A 16,570-nucleotide genomic window follows, 5' to 3' on the forward strand; every position below is an offset into this window, starting at 1 on the left:
GGATGAAACTGCAGCAACTACGCTACATTTGGGAAGTGGCCCGCCATGATCTGAATGTGTCTGCCACCGCCGCGGCGCTATTCACTTCCCAGCCGGGTATCAGCAAGCAGATCCGCATGCTGGAGGATGAACTCGGCGTCGAAGTGTTTGCCCGTAGCGGCAAGCATCTGACCCACATCACCCCGGCTGGCCAGGCGATCTTGAAGATTGCCGGCGAGATCCTCCAGCAGACCGAATCGATACGCCGGGTTTCCCAGGAATACCGGGACGAATCCCGCGGCGAACTCAGCATTGCCACCACTCATACCCAGGCCCGCTACGCCTTGCCACCGGTCATCCAGCAGTTCACCGGGCGCTTCCCGGATGTGTCCCTGCATATGCATCAGGGCACTCCCATGCAGATTTCCGAGATGGCCGCCAACGGCAGTGTGGATTTTGCTATCGCCACGGAAGCCCTGGACCTGTTTACCGATCTGGTCATGATGCCCTGTTATCGCTGGAACCGGACAGTGGTGGTGCCGGAGGGACATCCGCTGACCAAGGTGATGCCGCTGACACTGGAAGCCCTGGCTGAGTACCCCCTTGTCACCTACGTGTTCGGCTTTACTGGCCGCAGCAAGCTGGATGATGCCTTTGTCGACAAGGGGCTGGAGCCGAAAGTGGTGTTTACCGCCGCCGATGCGGATGTGATCAAAACCTATGTCCGTCTTGGCATGGGGGTAGGAATCATCGCCCACATGGCCGTGGATCCGGTGGAAGACAAGGGGCTGGTGGCGTTGGATGCCGGCCATTTATTTGAATCCAGCACCACGCGTATCGGTTTCCGCAAAGGGACCTTCCTGCGCGGCTTCATGTATGACTTCCTGGAGGCTTTCGCGCCACACCTGACCCGGGATCAGGTGGATGCTGCCATCAAGGCCCCCAACCGGGAGGAGCGTGAAGCCCTGTTCGAGGGCATTGAGCTGCCCATCCGCTAGTTCCTCCGTTGCGACCTCGTTGGAGCCTTGCTTGCAAGGCGAAGAGTCTCGGGAGCAGTGGCGCTTTCTCAGGCCCTTCGCCTTGCAAGCAAGGCTCCCACGGGTTCCGCCAAGCCTGAGCGTCTGTCAGCCATTGCAAAGCCCCCGGGGCGCCGCTACATTGTGCGCGCCTTATTAACCCAAAGGGGAAAACCGTGGAATTGCTGTGCCTGGACCTGGAAGGGGTGTTGATCCCCGAAATCTGGATCAACTTTGCGGAAAAGACCGGTATCGACGAGCTGCGTGCCACTACCCGGGACATTCCGGACTATGACGAGCTGATGCGCATGCGCCTGCGCATTTTGGATGAGCATGGCTACGGGCTACCCGACATCCAGGAAGTCATCGATACCCTGGACCCCATGGAGGGTGCCAAAGAGTTTGTCGAGTGGGCGCGTGAGAACTTCCAGCTGATCATCCTTTCTGACACCTTCTACGAGTTTGCCAGGCCGCTGATGAAGAAGCTGGGTTGGCCGACCCTGTTTTGCCATCGCCTGGAAGTGGACGAGAACGGCAGGATCACCGACTACAAGCTGCGCCAGAAGGATCCCAAGCGGGCATCGATCAAGGCATTCCATTCCCTGAACTACCACTGCATCGCGGCAGGTGATTCCTACAACGACACCACCATGCTGTCAGAAGCCGAGCAGGGCATCCTGTTCCATGCCCCGGACAACGTGATTGCGGAATTCCCCCAGTTCCCCGCCGTGTTTAGCTACGACGACCTGAAAAAGGAAATCGTCAAAGCCAGCCCGCGCGATATCCCGCTGTAATCAACTTGGGCCAAGCCCCCTGTAGGAGCTTGCTTGCAAGCGAACGCGAACACCGGCCTAGATCTGCCAACCCGGTTCGCCTGCAAGCAGCCTCCTACAGGACGGCGTGCTGTAGGAGCGTGCTTGCACGCGAACCCGCGCTACACCCAAACACAATCCCAATGCGGATACTCGCGAACACTACGACACAGCCCCGCTCTTAACGGATTGGCCACGATATAGCGAGCAGCACGGATCAAACTCTCCTCATTTCGCATGGCATGATCATGGAAGCCAGCCTGCCAGACCTGATTATGAATGTTGGTCTCTTGTTGTCTCAGCCCGCGAGTGACTTCTGACTTGACCCTCTGCACAACACGAGACAACGGTTCTTTATTTTCCAGTTAAACCAGCCAATGAAGGTGATCAGGCATCACCACAAAGGCATAAGTGCTGGAAAACCCCTGCCGGTCACTATTAAGAAGAGCCCGAACCACCACTCGAGCACTGTCAAAGCGCTGGAACCAGAAGTGACGCTGTTTGGTGACTATCGTAACAATGTAAATATTACCCGGCGCACTATGTCGGCCACGCCGAAGGGCCTTGCCATGAAAAACTTGATTCATGGAAAAAGCCTGACATGGCCTCATTTACATGGTTGTAAGCCCCTCGCTTCAGCCCGTGCCAGCAATGCTCGGAATATACTGTAGGAGAACCCCCTGTAGGAGCTTGCTTGCAAGCGAATGCTTTTCGTTCGGCCAGGTGTGGGTTCGCTTGCAAGCAAGCTCCTACAATGAAAGAAACCGCTCTTCCAGCGCCCCCATCAACTTGGCAACTTTAAAGCGGCTCTCCTCATATTCCGCTTCCGGCACGGAATCGAACACAATACCGCCCCCGCCATGACAATAGAGCCGGTCACCCTCGGTTTGCAGGGTGCGAATCAGAATGTTGCTGTCCAGATTGCCCTGGTTATCCATCCAGAAGAAGCTGCCGCAGTAGGCGCCGCGGGGCGACGGTTCTAGCTCGGCAATAATCTCCATGGCCCGTTTCTTCGGGGCGCCAGTGATGGAGCCCCCAGGAAAAGCGCCGAGCAGGGCGTCCAGTGGTGAGAGATCCCGGCGGAGGGTGCCTGTCACTGTGCTGACCAGATGTTGCACATTGCTGAAACGTCGTAACTCGAACAATGGATATGCCTGAATGCTGCCGGGTTCACAGCAGGCCCCCAGATCATTGCGCAGTAGGTCCACGATCATCAGGTTTTCCGCGCGATCCTTGGGGTTGGAGAGCAGCTCGTCGCCAAAAGCCTGATCTTCTTCAGGACTGTTGCCACGCGGTCGCGAGCCCTTGATCGGCTCGGTCACCACCCTCCGGTCGCGGATAGACAGAAAACGCTCCGGCGATACTCCGAAGATCTGGCTGTCGCCCGTATCAAAGTAGCAACTGTGCGGGGCAGGGTGAGCCTCCTGTAACGCAAGCCAGGCGGTAAGGGGATCGCCCTCGAAGTGGGAGCTGAAACGCTGGGCCAAGTTCACCTGATAGCAGTCACCGGCAGACAGATAGTCCTTGATCCGCGCGAGACTATGCAGATATTCCTCCCTGCGTTGCTCGGCCCGAAACGCTCCGCCGAGGATAAATCCCCCTGTACGAGCGGCGCTCGAGCCGCGAAAGGGTTTAGGGTGCGTCTTATAGAGATGAATTACCGCAGGCATCACAGAATGGTTATGCAAGCCCCTCCCTTTCACGGTACAGGAACGGTTAACCCCTCTCAGCCACGCCCCGGCCTCATAAGGCAACACGCCGGCCGCAAAAGCATAGCCCCCAGCCAGGGCCTTTTCCGCTTCCACAGTACAGCGCACCAGATCCGCGGCGTTATCCGCAGACAGCGTTAGATCGGGCCTGTTTAGGGCGACTAGTCCATTTGTATTACTGAAGAGACAGCTCGATGACATCATGGGCAACCAGATTCAGGAGCAGGTAGTCTACCCGTCGAGGTGAAACTTGCCTAACTCTGTTACTGAGCGTAACAGGTAGACTTTAACATGGGCTGTGTTTACATCTTTGTTCGATTGATGCTGGTGTATGTAAGGCTATAAAAGCAAATAAAAACAATGACCTATGTTTGAAATGCTGCGATTTCGACTTTTGTAACGGATGCATTTGTTTTTGTAACCATTGTGTTAACTTAGATGCGTGCCGATAAACGTGGCACCCGAACGATTACAACAAAACGTTGTGCACACGAGGAGATAACAATGAAATTCAAGAAGCTTGCTCTGGCGGCCGCCGTTGCAGCCCTTCCGGCTACCGGTTTTTCCATGGAAGCTATGGAAGATAGCGCTTTGTCCAGTGTAACTGGTCAGGACGGTATCACCATTGGCCTTAACACTGCACTGAGTGCTGAACTGCGTATTCACGATGCTGACGGCTTTGTAGATCCTGCTGGTGTCACTGCAAATGACCGCACTGATTCTGCGGCACTTATCTTCCAGGACTTTGCCATTACTGCTATCGGTGGTGGTGCTGCTCAGATCGATCTGGAAATTGATGCTGGTACCAACGCGGGTAATGATCCGACTTTGAACATCAATGTGGATCTGGCTAACGGTATTGATGTGAACATGGGTGATCTGGACGTGGCGGATTCTGGCCGAACTACTGCCTCCACGATTAGTGCAGGTTGGACGGTTGGCACTTCCGTTGGCACCAACCGCGTAGACAGCGTGATCAGCCTGGGCTCCCTGACTCTGGGTGCGGGGACTTCCCTGAACATCCAGCTGGGTAATGAAGCTCAAGGTGACATGATCGCTATCGACACGACCATCTCTAATGGTATCTCCATTAGCGGCTTCGCTATTAATGATGCTGACAGCGGTGGTGGTATTACCCAGGACGTAAGCATTGTGGATAACGGTGGTACTGATCTGACCGTGGCTACTGGTATCAACGTTGATGCTGACTCTCTGAATATCGGCCTTGCGGGCATCGGTAACGGTGGTGGCATGGATGTACGTCTGGCTAACCTGAACATCGGTGATGGTACTGGCGGTAACGTCGGTGATATCGAGCTGGTTGGCCTGCAGCTGACTGGTAGCCTGGAAATTTCTGGCCACTAAAGCTGAAGCTTGCCGTATGGCTTGCAAACGAAAACCCGGCCTTTTCAGGCCGGGTTTTTTTATTTTTTTTAACGATATACAGTCAATTCATTTTATATCTATGATTTCATGACCATGAATCAAACCCCGAAAGCCCAAGTACTGGTGCGCCAGGCTGCCTCATTGCTGCAACAGGGCTTTTCTCAAAAGGCGCAGCAGGCTATCAATCTTGCCTTTCAGCAGGGGGCTACATCCGGCGTGGCGTGGGATATCTACGCCCAGGCATGTGCGAATTTAAACCAGGTGCAACCTGCGATTCTCGGTCTAAAGAAAGCTATTTCTCTGGACGGAGGGCGGCTCGACCGTGCCCTTTTATTGGGGCAAATGCTGGTCCGGGCTGGACAATGGCAGGACGCTGCAAATATTTATCAGCAGGTTATTCAACAGGATGACAGTCAGGCCAAGGCATGGTTTGGCCTGGGCGAGAGTTTGCTTGGCACCAAGGATGTCGAACGAGCGTTGCGTTGTTTTAGCGGGGCTTTAGAGCGTGAGCCTGATTTCCCTGAGGCTCGCCAGCGCCTTGCCGTGTGTTTTCTCGAAAAAGGCGAGGCATTGAAGGCGCTTCGTCTACTTGAGAAATTGATTTCAGATTTTCCGGACGCGGTTGGCCCCAAAGTTGATTATGGCGAAGCCTTGCGTCAGGCAAATCGTTATCGGCAAGCCCAGCAGGAGTTGGAAAAGCTTCAAGACCACCCGGTTGTTGGGGCGCTGGCTCGGAGACGGCTCGTTGATGTGTACTTGCATACCGGTGAATATGATCTTGCTGAACAATTTCTGGATGGTATGGATGAGGTGCATCAGAAAGAGCCTGACTGGATTTTGCAGCGTGTGCGTCTGGATAACATTTATGGCCGCAATGCAGAGGCCTGTGAGCGTTTGCGTTTTCTCCTGCAAAGCGAGCCGGGAATTGCTAATGGTTGGAAGCAGCTTATGGAGCTCACCAAAAGCCCTCTTAGTGATGGAGAGTTAAGCTGTCTTAAGGAGCAGGCCCGCTTAGCGAGCAAATTTGGGCGTCAATCGACCGCCGCGGACTTTCATTTCGCGTTGGCTTTTCACTTCGAGCTTACGGGGGAAAGGGAGCTGGAGTTTCAATCTCTTGAAAAGGGTAACAATTTAAAGCATGGTTTGATCCGCTTCGATTTTGATAACTATCTTTCACGAGTACAGCCCTCGCGTGAGTGCTATTCCGCGGAAAATATCCATGAATGGTCGGCAGACTCGAAAGCCCGACCTTGTCCCGCGCCAATTTTCATTCTCAGTCTCCCTCGTTCAGGAAGTACTCTGGTAGAGCAGATCCTGGGAGTGCATGAAGATGCTGAAGCAACGGGGGAATCAGACTTTGCCGAGCAGGCCTGGTTTGCATTGACTGGTGAGCGGTCTTTGTTTTCTGCCCCTGAATTACACCGTCAAATGTCAGCAGAAAAGGTCGAAAAATTCCGTCAGTATTATCTTGCAGCGGCGGCAGAGGCCGGTTTTGATACGCGTAAGCGTTTGGTAAATAAAGGAATTAACAATCATAAATTTGCCGGATTGCTAAAAGCAGCCTTTCCCGAGGCCAGTTTTATCGATCTTCGGCGGAATATCATGGATGTAGCCTTTGGCTGTTATCGGCAAAATTTTGCTAGTCAGTTATTCAGCTTTTCCATGGACGGGTGTGCCCGCGAAGTGGCGCTTTTCTATGACAATATGGCCTTTTGGTATAACCAGTTGCCCGCTCAAGAGTTCCACTCCTTGTATTATGAGACCCTCGTCAATAATTTTGAGCCACAGGTCAGAGAGCTTCTTGCTTATTGTGCGCTTTCATGGGATCCGCGCTGCCTGGAGTTTCAACGCGCCAAGGGTAAGGTGAGTACTGCAAGCATCAACCAGGTAAGCCAGGGGCTCTTTACTCAGGGCGTTGCTCGATGGAAAAAATATGAGGCGTATCTAGGGCCTATGATGGATGCCCTGAGGTCACATGGACTGGAGCCATTAAGGGACTAAGGGGTGCTTCGTTGGACTTTCCTTTAAAAACAAGCGCTTATGGACGGAATTATAAGCAATAAGCTTCATTCGGGTGCCAACAAGATTGGCTGGAACGCCACCTGAGTCTGTCAGAATAGGTGGTTGCCTGCCTACTGGGACATGGTTAACATGTCTGCCTATGTTTGAAACAAACAATAACAATAACAGCGGATAACTTGCCATGCTGACGTCCATGCTGGGTGTAGCGCTGATCTACTTTGCCGCCAATGAGTCGGTAGTGGTCGAGCCCCCCGAGAAAGGCGTGATCTATTACGAGCACTCCACTGGTGACGGGCCTCTGCGTGAGAGGGGGGTTGCTGTTAAACCAGTTTCTGAATTCCGTTATCACAACGTTACGCGGCAGGCGTACGACTATTCCTGTGGCTCCGCTGCTCTGACTACCGTATTGAATCAATATCTTGGACGACAGTTCCAGGAGCGCCAGATCATGGAGGGCCTCTTGCGGTTTGGTGAAACCGAAAAGATTGTCCAGCGCCGTGGCTTTTCGCTACTGGATATGAAACGTTTGGCAACTGCCCTGGGTCACCCTAGTGGTGGGTTCAAGGCGGAGATGAAAGATATCGAGAGCCTTGACCACCCGGCAATCGTTCCTATCGCTTATGGCGGCTTTAAGCATTTCGTTGTGCTGAAAAAATATCAGGACGGCCATATCTATGTGGCTGACCCGGCGTTGGGCAATATCAGCTTTACTGAATCCAAGTTTCTTGAAGTTTGGGACCAGAATGTCCTGTTCATTGTATTTCCTAACGGCTTTGAGCCACAGGATGGTCTCGAATTGACTGATTATGACCTCCGTTTGCTGGATGAACGTACTATTAATCGATTGGCTTTCCAGGAGTTTCCAGTGTTTACCAATACCATCGAAAACTGGGCGGATAAGGCCAGTACGCTTCGTCGGGTATTGATTGAGGAAGAGGACGGTACAGAGCGTGTGATCAATGTGCCAACCCGCACCTATTTCAGAAAATAAGAGCCTGCAGTGGCAAATAAAAAACAGAATAAAGGACGGCTTTGCATGAATATGAAGTCTGGAAAAGTGGCAGCGATTGCTGCACTCCTGCTTGCCCAGCCCTATGTCTGGGCGGCCGAAAGCGTTGAAGAAGCACGCGATGCCCTGCAGACCAAAGAAGATGATGTGACCGAAGAAAAGAACCTGGAAGAAGTTTTCCAGGCGGCGGAAAAACAGTACTCCTTATTGCCCAGTGGACAGATGTCACTGAATTTCTCGGCGAACTATAACTATTATCGTGATGATAGAATTGATATTGCTCTGGATGAGGATAGTGGCAATATCAGCCGATTCCGTATTGAGCAGGATGCCCAGCACTCCTTCGGCTCCTCGCTGTCTTTTGATTATGGTATCTGGAACAACCTGACATTCAATACCCGGTTGCCTGTTTCCTACAAGTATGACACTGAAAAGGATGTGTCCCAGGCTGCCCTTGGGGATGTGTCTTTTGGGTTGCGTTATCAACCTTTCCCGGTGCGCCCTGGCGCCGTAAATACCACACTTTATACAACGTTGACGACGCCGACAGGGGATAGCCCTTACGACATCAACGTTAACAGTGAGGTTTCCAGCGGTTCCGGGTTCTATTCCCTGGGTGGTGGCGTCAGTATGAGCAAGGTTGTTGACCCCGTCGTGTTGTATGGCTCATTGGGCTATTCCATGGCATTTGACATTACCGGTATCAATCAGCGACGCGGCTCGGATATCCTTGAAGAGGTAAACCCGGGGGACAGCATCAACTTTTCCATGGGCTTAGCTTATGCGCTGTCCTATGAAGTGTCTCTGAGCGCCAGCTATCAGCAATCCTATAATTTCGATACCGAGTTCTTCTTTGATGGTGGTCGGATTGCTCGATCAGAAGACTCCACTTCCAGTGTAGTGAATACTTCCATTGGTTTACGTTCTTCCAAGAACCGCATCATTAACCTGAGTTTCGGCTTCGGTCTGACCGAAGACTCTCCCGACGTGCTGCTTGGGTTGTCCATGCCGATTGATTTCAGCGGTTTGAAACCCGGTGCCTAAGCCGATATTTGCAGTTGTGAGAGGCATGCCATGAAGAACAATAATAAGGCTTTGGCCTGCGGCCTGGCGGCTTTGCTGGCGGGTTCTTTTGCGACAGGTGCCAAGGCCCAGTTGGCTAACAACTTGGCGATTGATGTGCGTGCCATGAGTATGGGCCATGCGGTAACCGCTGATCCCCCAGGCATTATGGCAATCCATTTCAATCCAGCAGGGTTGGCCAAGCTAGACGGACGCAGGGTCGACTTACAGTTTTTGGCTGCGGACTTCAGCTTGAACTCCGAGTTTTCTGCGCCCCCGGACTATAATGTTTTTGGTTTTTCTGATGATCCGGTTGTCTGTAACGATGCGCCGAATGATGGTGTGGATTTCTGCCGTGATTTCAAAACCGCCAACAGTACGATTGAGGGCATTTCTCTCTATGTGCCGTTTATTAACGATACTGTGGATTTGCCTCCCGGCCCTTTGATTGCAGGTCCGCTACCTGCTTTTTCCATTCGTCCAGCAGGTTCCAAGTTCACTTTTGGTACCGCCACGTATCTGCCCATGGCTGCAGGCTTTTACCGTGATGAAGATGATGTCGGCAACTTTATGGGTGAGCGGGTAGCGCTGGAACGTATAACCTATCTCTCACCTTCGGTTGGTTACCGGGTCAACGACGAACTCTCAATTGGTGCTTCCATCGGCATGAGCTTCCAGGCTGTGGCCCTGGAGCAAGATTTTCGTGCCCCCAATGAGCTGCTGGGGTTTGCCAGGGTGCTGGATGAAAGTATTTGTGCGCCTTTCAAGGGCGAATCCAATATCGCTCTAGATCTGATTCTTTTCGGTATTTGCCGCCCGGAAGAGGGCTTGGGTCCGTTCAAGAATCTGGCGTCTCTCGATGTTAAAATGGATCAGCGTTTTAGTCCTTCCTACAACCTGGGTGTGCTGTGGGAGCCTCATGAGCGTTTTGCCTGGGGCGCTGTGTATCGCTCTGCTGCCAAAACGCATATGCGAGGTGACTACAAGATCAGCTATTCCAATGCTGCCCAGGAAACTATTAATGGGATTGGCGGCTCCGCAACGGGGGCTATTGCCTTGGCGGTGCTTGGCATACCTTCCCGTGTCGCAGCAGAAGAAGTCGGGCGTGTAAGCATGGATCTGACCATGCCTGCCTCTTTCCAGACGGGCATCAAGATTCGGCCAACAGAAAGATTGCAATTCAATGTGGATGCGGTATGGGCAGATTACAAAGAATGGGACTCCTTTGATTTTACTTTTGACCGCAGCTCTGCAGTACTCAGCCTTGCACGCCTGTTTTCACCTGGCTCTACCTCGTCCCGGTTAAGTTACCCGTTGAATTATCAGTCCACCTGGAACCTGGCGTTTGGTGCTTCCTACGATCTCACTGGCCGTATTCAGCTTCGTGCTGGTTACGAGCCTCGGGCATCGGCAATTCCGGAAGACCGTCGTAGCCCAATGGTTCCGATCAACGAGGCCAAGTACTACAGCCTTGGCCTTGGCTATAAATGGGATAAAGACACGGATATCGATCTTGGTATTGCCCAGCTGCGTAGCAAGGATGAAATTCCTGCAAATTCAAGCTGTGCGGCTAACTGCACGGGTATCGACAATGTGGTCTATAACCCCTATGCCGGGCTTGATATAAAAACTGAAGCTACGGTAACTATCATGGGCCTGGCGTTCAGAACTCGCTTCTAATGCAAAAATACTTATTTCTCTATGCGCTGATACTGTTGCTTGCTGCCTGCCAGGGGCAACCAGGGCAGGGCGATCTGTACGTCTACACGGATGCTCAAGGTAACCTGGTCACTATTGAGAAACCTGAAGACAAAAAACTAATTGAGGCTGATGGTAGTACTGGTGGGCTTTCTCTTGGTGAGCCGCTGGAAGACTACCGGCCCAGCGAAGAGATAGACCAGGAGCTTGAGGATAAAGAGCGGGATCGGTTTATTACCTATGTGGACGAAAGTGGGCAGCTAACCAGTCGACCAGTGGATATGGTGGCTGAAAAGGAGGCGCTGTCCAAGGTCGAACCGGAGTATTCGGAGGTTGCTGAAAGCGGTTTTCTGGAAACTTACCGCACAATACGGCAGGATTGCTGCCAGCATCTCCTTGAGGAAGCAGTCGAGCTTGCGCCAGGTACCGAAACTCTGATTAGTTTTGACCAGGATAGCCCGGTCATGCTGGGCGATGAGCCACTCAAGGCAATGGCCCTGACGGTAAACAAGAATGTGACTACCCTTGAATTGAAGGCCTTCATTCGAAAACAGGACTACGTAGCCGCACAACTGCTGTGGCTAGATGAAGCTGGCCGACCGCTGCTTCTGATCGATCAACCGTTCAGTCGAAAATACCCGGAGACTTGGTACCGATACGGCTATTTACAAGGAACCTTGCCGCATGAATCCGGTCAACGTCATTTGGTGGTTTTCCTGCCTTACTTACAAGAGCAATCGAGTACTGATGGGCTGCAAGCGGTGCTGAAAGGCGAATTGCTGCTTTCCGCCCAATGAATTCAGCCGGTTAGAGCCCGGCTTGCTATTACAGGTAACGAACTATGCGACACCTTACATTGATGGCTTTTGCCGCCTTGGCGCTGGCTGGCTGTAATGGCGGCGAGGATTTTTCTGATGCCACGGTTCCAGGTTGCCCGCTAGGGGCGAACTGTGACATTAATCCTCGTGGGGATTCTCTGATCGAACTACAGGGCCCGCGTGTGGCGAACCTGGGCTATCGATGTGGAAACTCGAACGGTTATACCCGTGACGAGGCTTATACCCCTGCTGGCCTGAATATCGAAGTTCCTGCTTTTCATGCACTGTGCCCGGCTAACTCGCGCAGCGTTGAGTTTTATATCGGCAGCGCCATTTTTGAGGGTAACCGGGTCACGCTGGGCAGCTACCAGTTGCCGCAGCAACTGCGTAAGGGGACTTATCAGCTTACCCTTGCGGATTTGATTGAGTCACCTCGCAGGACAGAGGTTCAAGATGGCGCGGCGGGCACGGCAAGCCCGGCATTGAACCGGTCTGCGTTATTGCATGCCCTTAATCAGCAGGGCAATAATCCTGACGCGAAGATTATCATTCCGGGTGAGCAGGATCTTCCTGCTGATTCCGGGGATCCGAATACCATACTCGATGCCCAGCCTGAGCTCGCTGCAGGAAACGGCTTTGATTACAGCGATTTCGACGAATTCAAGTCGGCTTGGCAGGGTTTCATTGACCGGGTAAATACGGAAACACCTATTGATGGATTCGCCAACGACACCGGTGCTTATGAGGATCGTCTTGTAGAAGGGAATAACCGAACTCGCGCCGGCCTCTATGCCTTTGAAATTGCGGGTGAGTGCATCATCCTGGATGGCTGTGACTTCGGTGGTGTTGATGGCTCGACGGTATCGTTCACGCTTAATGCCCTGGTACTCCCTGATGGCGATATCCTTGGCGGCGGCTTGGGTGTGAGGGCGTCAGAGGGCGGTGACGAGGTGCTGGATTACCTGGGGTTCAGATCTACTGCAGGACTATCGGCTCTTCTTGAACTTCAGAATCAGGATGACGACTCGCTTTCAGTCAATCTGCTAAGTGCAGGCATTGGTGATGCTCCAGCTAACAATACTGATGCCCAGGTTGCCGGTCGGTTCCTTGGGTCCAGCCTTTATGCGGGTGTGGAAATCGACGGTAATAGCGATTTCAAACTTGATTTCCCGAGCGCCGACACAAGCTTGCAGGAGCAAGAAAAAGGGAAAATCACGGAGAAGTTGCTGGATGCACAGCTGACCGGTCAGCCTCTTCCATTCCGGGCCACGAAAACTGGCTTTGTCCAGGCCCAACCTGTTGTCGCCACAGAATTGGTTGGTGATTACACCATTCGTTTAATGCGTGCCTGTGTTGACGATGATCTTGGCGACGATGATGACACCGGCGTGTGTATGGATATCGTGGACCCGAACGAAGATACGGATGAGAATGAAGAAATCAGTAATTCCGGGGGCAATTATCCAGAGACATTGGGTGGCGAAACCGTAATCCGTGAGCGTGTTCGCATGGACGAGAATGATATCGGCGAATTCTGTTTGAGAATTAATGCGGATGGACTCGTAACCACTGGTGCGGGCGGCGCTTGCGGGAATGCTTATGGCGTTGGTTTGGTGACACGCAGTTTTGACGATCCCAAAAGTGCCAACCTATCAATTCGTTTAGCGCCGGGCATGGATCTCAGGGCTGACACTCCTCATTTTAATGCCACCATTGAAGGGCGAGTTGATCTGACGGCTGATGCTAATAATTGTGCGCCACTCTACCGGCTGTCTGATGAAAACTTCGATATTGGTCTCCGAGCTCGATGGGTAGAAGAGACTTTTTTACCCCGCATTGTTCTGGCAGGTTTCGGGGATGAACCAAGTGACCCCGAAGCTCGCCGATTCAATTCCCTGCGCAGTGGGGCAGTGCAATTTTTCAAAGGTGCCCCGGGAGACCCAGCCTGTGACCCCATGGCGCCTTAATCTTGAGCCAAATTGTCAACAATGCCCCTTGAAACATCCTGTTTAGGGGCGTAAAGTCCAGCCCGGTTGTTCGGATTGTCAACAATCGGGCTATTTTATGACTGCTGCTCCCGCGGGTTCCGTACCCGAAAACACACGCACACTGGCAGATCGGGTCTTCGCCCGGCTGCAGGACGATATTGTGCGCGGGGAAATCCTTCCCGGTTCCAAGGTCAGCGAAACCGAGCTGGCCAGCCGCTACGGTGTCAGCCGTGGCCCCCTTCGTGAAGCTATCCGCCGTCTGGAATCCCGCAAACTGCTTGAGAGAGTGGTGCATGTGGGCACTCGCGTGGCGTCCCTCAGCGTCAATGACCTGATCGAAATCTACCATGTTCGCGAGGCCCTTGAAGGTATGGCCGCCCGGCTTGCCGCCGAACATATGACTCCTGAGGAAGTGCGAGGCCTTTACGACGTGCTGGCCCAGCACGAGCAGCAGCAAGACCTTCGCGAAGATGTCGCCTATTTCCAGCGTGAAGGGGATTTGGATTTCCATTACCGCATTATCCAGGGCAGCCACAATGCCACTCTGAGTCAGCTCCTGATCGGTGAGCTGTATCACTTGGTGCGTATGTACCGTTACCAGTTCAGCACCGTGGCCAACCGGCCCCAGAAAGCCCTCAATGAACATCGTCGAATTGTCGAAGCTATTGAGGCTCGTGATGGCGAAATGGCCGAGCTTTTGATGCGTCGCCATATCAGTAGTGCACGCAAGAATATCGAAAACCAGTATCAGAAACAGGCTGACACACTGTAGGAGCTTGCTTGCAAGCGAACCGCCGATCAGGATTCGCTTGCAAGCAAGCTCCTACGGCACATAACGAGGAGATCTACTATGAGCAAACTCACCTCCGGCGGACGTTTCCGCAAGGCTCTGGCTGAAGAGAAGCCGTTGCAAGTGATGGGTACCATCAACGCCTATGCGGCCATGATGGCAGAGCAGACCGGGTACCGGGCGATTTACCTGTCTGGCGGTGGTGTGGCGAATGCCAGCTACGGCATGCCGGATCTGGGCATGACCAGCATGAATGATGTGCTGGAAGATGTGCGTCGTATCTCCAGTGCTGTGGAAACTCCACTGTTGGTAGATATCGATACTGGCTGGGGTGGGGCATTCAATATCTCCCGTACCGTGAAAGAAATGATCAAGGCTGGTGCCGGCGCCGTTCATCTGGAAGATCAGGTAGCACAGAAGCGCTGTGGCCACCGGCCGAACAAGGAAATCGTCTCCCAGGAAGAAATGGTGGACCGGGTGAAGGCGGCCGTTGACGGCAAGACCGATGATGACTTCTTCATTATCGCCCGTACCGATGCTTTCCAGAAAGACGGTCTGGAATCCGCCATCGAGCGCTCCAGGGCCTGCATCGAAGCCGGTGCGGATGGCATCTTTGCCGAAGCCGTACACACCCTGGAAGATTACAAGGCCTTCAAGGAAGGTCTGGGCGACGTTCCGCTGCTGGCCAACATCACCGAATTCGGCGCCACGCCGCTATTCACCCGTGAAGAACTGGCTGAGGCGGGAGCGGACATGATCCTGTATCCGTTGAGTGCCTTCCGTGCCATGAACCAGGCAGCTCTGAAGGTGTATCAGAGTATTCGCGAGCAGGGCCACCAGAAAGACGTGGTAGACATCATGCAGACCCGTATGGAATTGTACGATTTCCTGAATTACCACGATTACGAGCAGAAGCTGGATGCGCTCTTCGCCAAAGGCAAGGGCTAAGAGGTTTTAGATAGGAGCACCTCTTGAGGTGCGAATCAGAAGATATCGGCAAGCCGGTTTGCGCCTCGAGAGGCGCTCCTACAGAACTGAATTCGTATTGGCGAAAAATTGGTTTCACAAGGAGATAAACAATGGCAGAAGGCAAAAAAGTCGGCGGCGCAGGTCTGCGTGGCCAGGTAGCAGGTAAAACCGCACTCTCCACCGTAGGCAAGAGTGGCTCCGGCCTGACCTACCGTGGCTATGATGTGAAAGATCTGGCGGAGAATTGTGAATTCGAAGAAGTGGCGCACCTGATTCTGAAGGGCGAACTGCCCACCCAGGACCAGCTGGCCACCTACAAGGCCAAACTGAAAAGCCTGCGTGGCCTGCCTGACGCCTTGAAAACCGTCCTCGAGCAGATCCCCAAGGATGCTCACCCCATGGACGTGATGCGCACCGGCTGCTCCATGCTGGGCAATCTGGAAACGGAAACCGATTTCAGCCAACAGGAAGATGCCACCGACCGTTTACTGGCAGCCTTCCCGAGCATCATCTGTTACTGGTATCGCTTCAGCCACGACGGTGTGAAGATTGATCCGGGAACCGATGACGATTCCATCGGCGCCCACTTCCTGCACCTGCTGCGTGGCGAAAAGCCGAACGAGCTGCATGAGCGTGTGATGAACGTGTCGCTGATCCTTTATGCAGAGCACGAATTCAACGCCTCTACCTTCACCGCTCGCGTCTGCGCCTCGACTCTGAGTGATCTGCACAGCTGTGTTACCGGTGCCATCGGTTCCCTGCGTGGTCCGCTCCATGGCGGCGCCAATGAAGCGGCCATGGATATGATCGAGAAGTTCAGCGACGCGGATAATGCCGAGAAAGAAATGTTGGGCATGCTGGAGCGCAAGGAAAAGATCATGGGCTTCGGCCACGCGATCTACACCGAATCCGATCCCCGTAACGCTATCATCAAGCAGTGGTCCGAAAAGCTGGCCAATGATGTGGGCGATACCGTGCTCTATCCGGTATCCGTCCGTTGTGAAGAAGTCATGTGGCGCGAGAAGAAACTGTTCTGTAATGCCGATTTCTTCCACGCTTCTGCATATCACTTCATGGGCATCCCCACCAAGCTGTTCACGCCTATTTTCGTGATCAGCCGTCTGACTGGCTGGGCCGCTCACGTGTTTGAGCAGCGTGCGGATAACCGTATTATCCGTCCCAGTGCGGAGTACACCGGTCCGGAACTGCGCAAGGTAACGCCAATTGCCGAGCGTAGCTAAAACGCTATAACTGTAGGTGGCGGCTTGCAGGCGAATGCCTTGATACCCGAACGGATTCGCTTGCAAGCAAG

The 16,570-nt window shown here is 53.3% G+C and carries 14 protein-coding genes; 12 read left to right on the forward strand and 2 right to left on the reverse strand.

All coding sequences use genetic code 11. From position 1 onward, the window contains the following. The first annotated feature begins 2 nt into the window (after positions 1-2). Entirely contained in the window at positions 3-977 is a 975-nt protein-coding gene (gene cysB / locus ACMG4M_RS08845) for an HTH-type transcriptional regulator CysB (RefSeq protein ID WP_035244292.1), read from the forward strand. Between the two features lie 194 nt (positions 978-1,171). Continuing rightward, entirely contained in the window at positions 1,172-1,789 is a 618-nt protein-coding gene (gene thrH, locus ACMG4M_RS08850) for a bifunctional phosphoserine phosphatase/homoserine phosphotransferase ThrH (protein ID WP_035244297.1), read from the forward strand. A gap of 383 nt (positions 1,790-2,172) precedes the next feature. Here thrH and ACMG4M_RS08855 read toward each other — a convergent pair whose 3' ends face one another. Continuing rightward, complete coding sequence (locus tag ACMG4M_RS08855) at positions 2,173-2,394, reverse strand: hypothetical protein (RefSeq protein ID WP_232221942.1); 222 nt, start codon at positions 2,392-2,394, stop codon at positions 2,173-2,175. A 162-nt stretch (positions 2,395-2,556) separates the two neighbouring features. After that, positions 2,557-3,495 (reverse strand): anthranilate synthase component I family protein, encoded by a 939-nt coding sequence (locus ACMG4M_RS08860; RefSeq protein WP_272974979.1) that lies wholly within the window; start codon positions 3,493-3,495, stop codon positions 2,557-2,559. Positions 3,496-4,020: 525 nt separating this feature from the next. On the opposite strand from ACMG4M_RS08860, the gene ACMG4M_RS08865 reads away from it, so the two are divergent. The 10 genes from ACMG4M_RS08865 to prpC all read left to right on the forward strand — a co-directional run bounded on the left by ACMG4M_RS08865 (position 4,021) and on the right by prpC (position 16,499). Continuing rightward, a complete protein-coding gene (locus tag ACMG4M_RS08865) occupies positions 4,021-4,881 on the forward strand; it encodes a DUF6160 family protein (protein ID WP_272974980.1) in 861 nt (286 codons plus the stop codon). A gap of 114 nt (positions 4,882-4,995) precedes the next feature. Next, positions 4,996-6,903 (forward strand): tetratricopeptide repeat-containing sulfotransferase family protein, encoded by a 1,908-nt coding sequence (locus ACMG4M_RS08870; RefSeq protein WP_272974981.1) that lies wholly within the window; start codon positions 4,996-4,998, stop codon positions 6,901-6,903. A gap of 202 nt (positions 6,904-7,105) precedes the next feature. Then, positions 7,106-7,915, forward strand: a complete 810-nt coding sequence (locus ACMG4M_RS08875; protein WP_035244303.1) for a C39 family peptidase — start codon at positions 7,106-7,108, stop codon at positions 7,913-7,915. Between the two features lie 45 nt (positions 7,916-7,960). After that, entirely contained in the window at positions 7,961-8,977 is a 1,017-nt protein-coding gene (locus ACMG4M_RS08880) for a transporter (protein WP_052042407.1), read from the forward strand. Between the two features lie 30 nt (positions 8,978-9,007). After that, the gene (locus ACMG4M_RS08885; RefSeq protein WP_035244305.1) at positions 9,008-10,675 is read left to right on the forward strand and encodes an outer membrane protein transport protein; all 1,668 of its coding nucleotides are present in this window, start codon (positions 9,008-9,010) and stop codon (positions 10,673-10,675) included. Further along, on the forward strand, positions 10,675-11,490 hold the full coding sequence (locus tag ACMG4M_RS08890; protein WP_272974985.1) for a MalM family protein: 816 nt from the start codon (positions 10,675-10,677) through the stop codon (positions 11,488-11,490). The genes ACMG4M_RS08885 and ACMG4M_RS08890 overlap by 1 nt, the downstream gene beginning before the upstream one ends. Before the next feature lie 44 nt (positions 11,491-11,534). Further along, entirely contained in the window at positions 11,535-13,478 is a 1,944-nt protein-coding gene (locus ACMG4M_RS08895; RefSeq protein ID WP_035244308.1) for a hypothetical protein, read from the forward strand. Between the two features lie 97 nt (positions 13,479-13,575). Next, complete coding sequence (locus ACMG4M_RS08900) at positions 13,576-14,271, forward strand: GntR family transcriptional regulator (protein ID WP_035244311.1); 696 nt, start codon at positions 13,576-13,578, stop codon at positions 14,269-14,271. A 78-nt stretch (positions 14,272-14,349) separates the two neighbouring features. After that, a complete protein-coding gene (gene prpB, locus ACMG4M_RS08905) occupies positions 14,350-15,237 on the forward strand; it encodes a methylisocitrate lyase (protein WP_272974986.1) in 888 nt (295 codons plus the stop codon). 131 nt (positions 15,238-15,368) lie between these two features. Next, positions 15,369-16,499 carry a 2-methylcitrate synthase gene (gene prpC / locus ACMG4M_RS08910; protein ID WP_035244315.1) on the forward strand — a complete coding sequence of 377 codons (1,131 nt, stop codon included), beginning with the start codon at positions 15,369-15,371 and terminating at the stop codon, positions 16,497-16,499. The last annotated feature ends 71 nt before the right edge of the window (positions 16,500-16,570 follow it).

The organism is Alcanivorax sp. IL3, assembly GCF_047495465.1.
Taxonomy (GTDB): domain Bacteria; phylum Pseudomonadota; class Gammaproteobacteria; order Pseudomonadales; family Alcanivoracaceae; genus Alcanivorax; species Alcanivorax jadensis.

Bases quoted from the DNA above. Each gene is read 5' to 3' on its own strand.
- ACMG4M_RS08855 (WP_232221942.1), bottom strand. From the start codon at position 2,394: ATGAATCAAGTTTTTCATGGCAAGGCCCTTCGGCGTGGCCGACATAGT.
- ACMG4M_RS08880 (WP_052042407.1), top strand. From the start codon at position 7,961: ATGAATATGAAGTCTGGAAAAGTGGCAGCGATTGCTGCACTCCTGCTT.
- prpB (WP_272974986.1), top strand. From the start codon at position 14,350: ATGAGCAAACTCACCTCCGGCGGACGTTTCCGCAAGGCTCTGGCTGAA.
- ACMG4M_RS08885 (WP_035244305.1), top strand. From the start codon at position 9,008: ATGAAGAACAATAATAAGGCTTTGGCCTGCGGCCTGGCGGCTTTGCTG.
- ACMG4M_RS08870 (WP_272974981.1), top strand. From the start codon at position 4,996: ATGAATCAAACCCCGAAAGCCCAAGTACTGGTGCGCCAGGCTGCCTCA.
- ACMG4M_RS08890 (WP_272974985.1), top strand. From the start codon at position 10,675: ATGCAAAAATACTTATTTCTCTATGCGCTGATACTGTTGCTTGCTGCC.
- ACMG4M_RS08875 (WP_035244303.1), top strand. From the start codon at position 7,106: ATGCTGACGTCCATGCTGGGTGTAGCGCTGATCTACTTTGCCGCCAAT.
- cysB (WP_035244292.1), top strand. From the start codon at position 3: ATGAAACTGCAGCAACTACGCTACATTTGGGAAGTGGCCCGCCATGAT.
- ACMG4M_RS08895 (WP_035244308.1), top strand. From the start codon at position 11,535: ATGCGACACCTTACATTGATGGCTTTTGCCGCCTTGGCGCTGGCTGGC.
- ACMG4M_RS08900 (WP_035244311.1), top strand. From the start codon at position 13,576: ATGACTGCTGCTCCCGCGGGTTCCGTACCCGAAAACACACGCACACTG.
- prpC (WP_035244315.1), top strand. From the start codon at position 15,369: ATGGCAGAAGGCAAAAAAGTCGGCGGCGCAGGTCTGCGTGGCCAGGTA.
- ACMG4M_RS08865 (WP_272974980.1), top strand. From the start codon at position 4,021: ATGAAATTCAAGAAGCTTGCTCTGGCGGCCGCCGTTGCAGCCCTTCCG.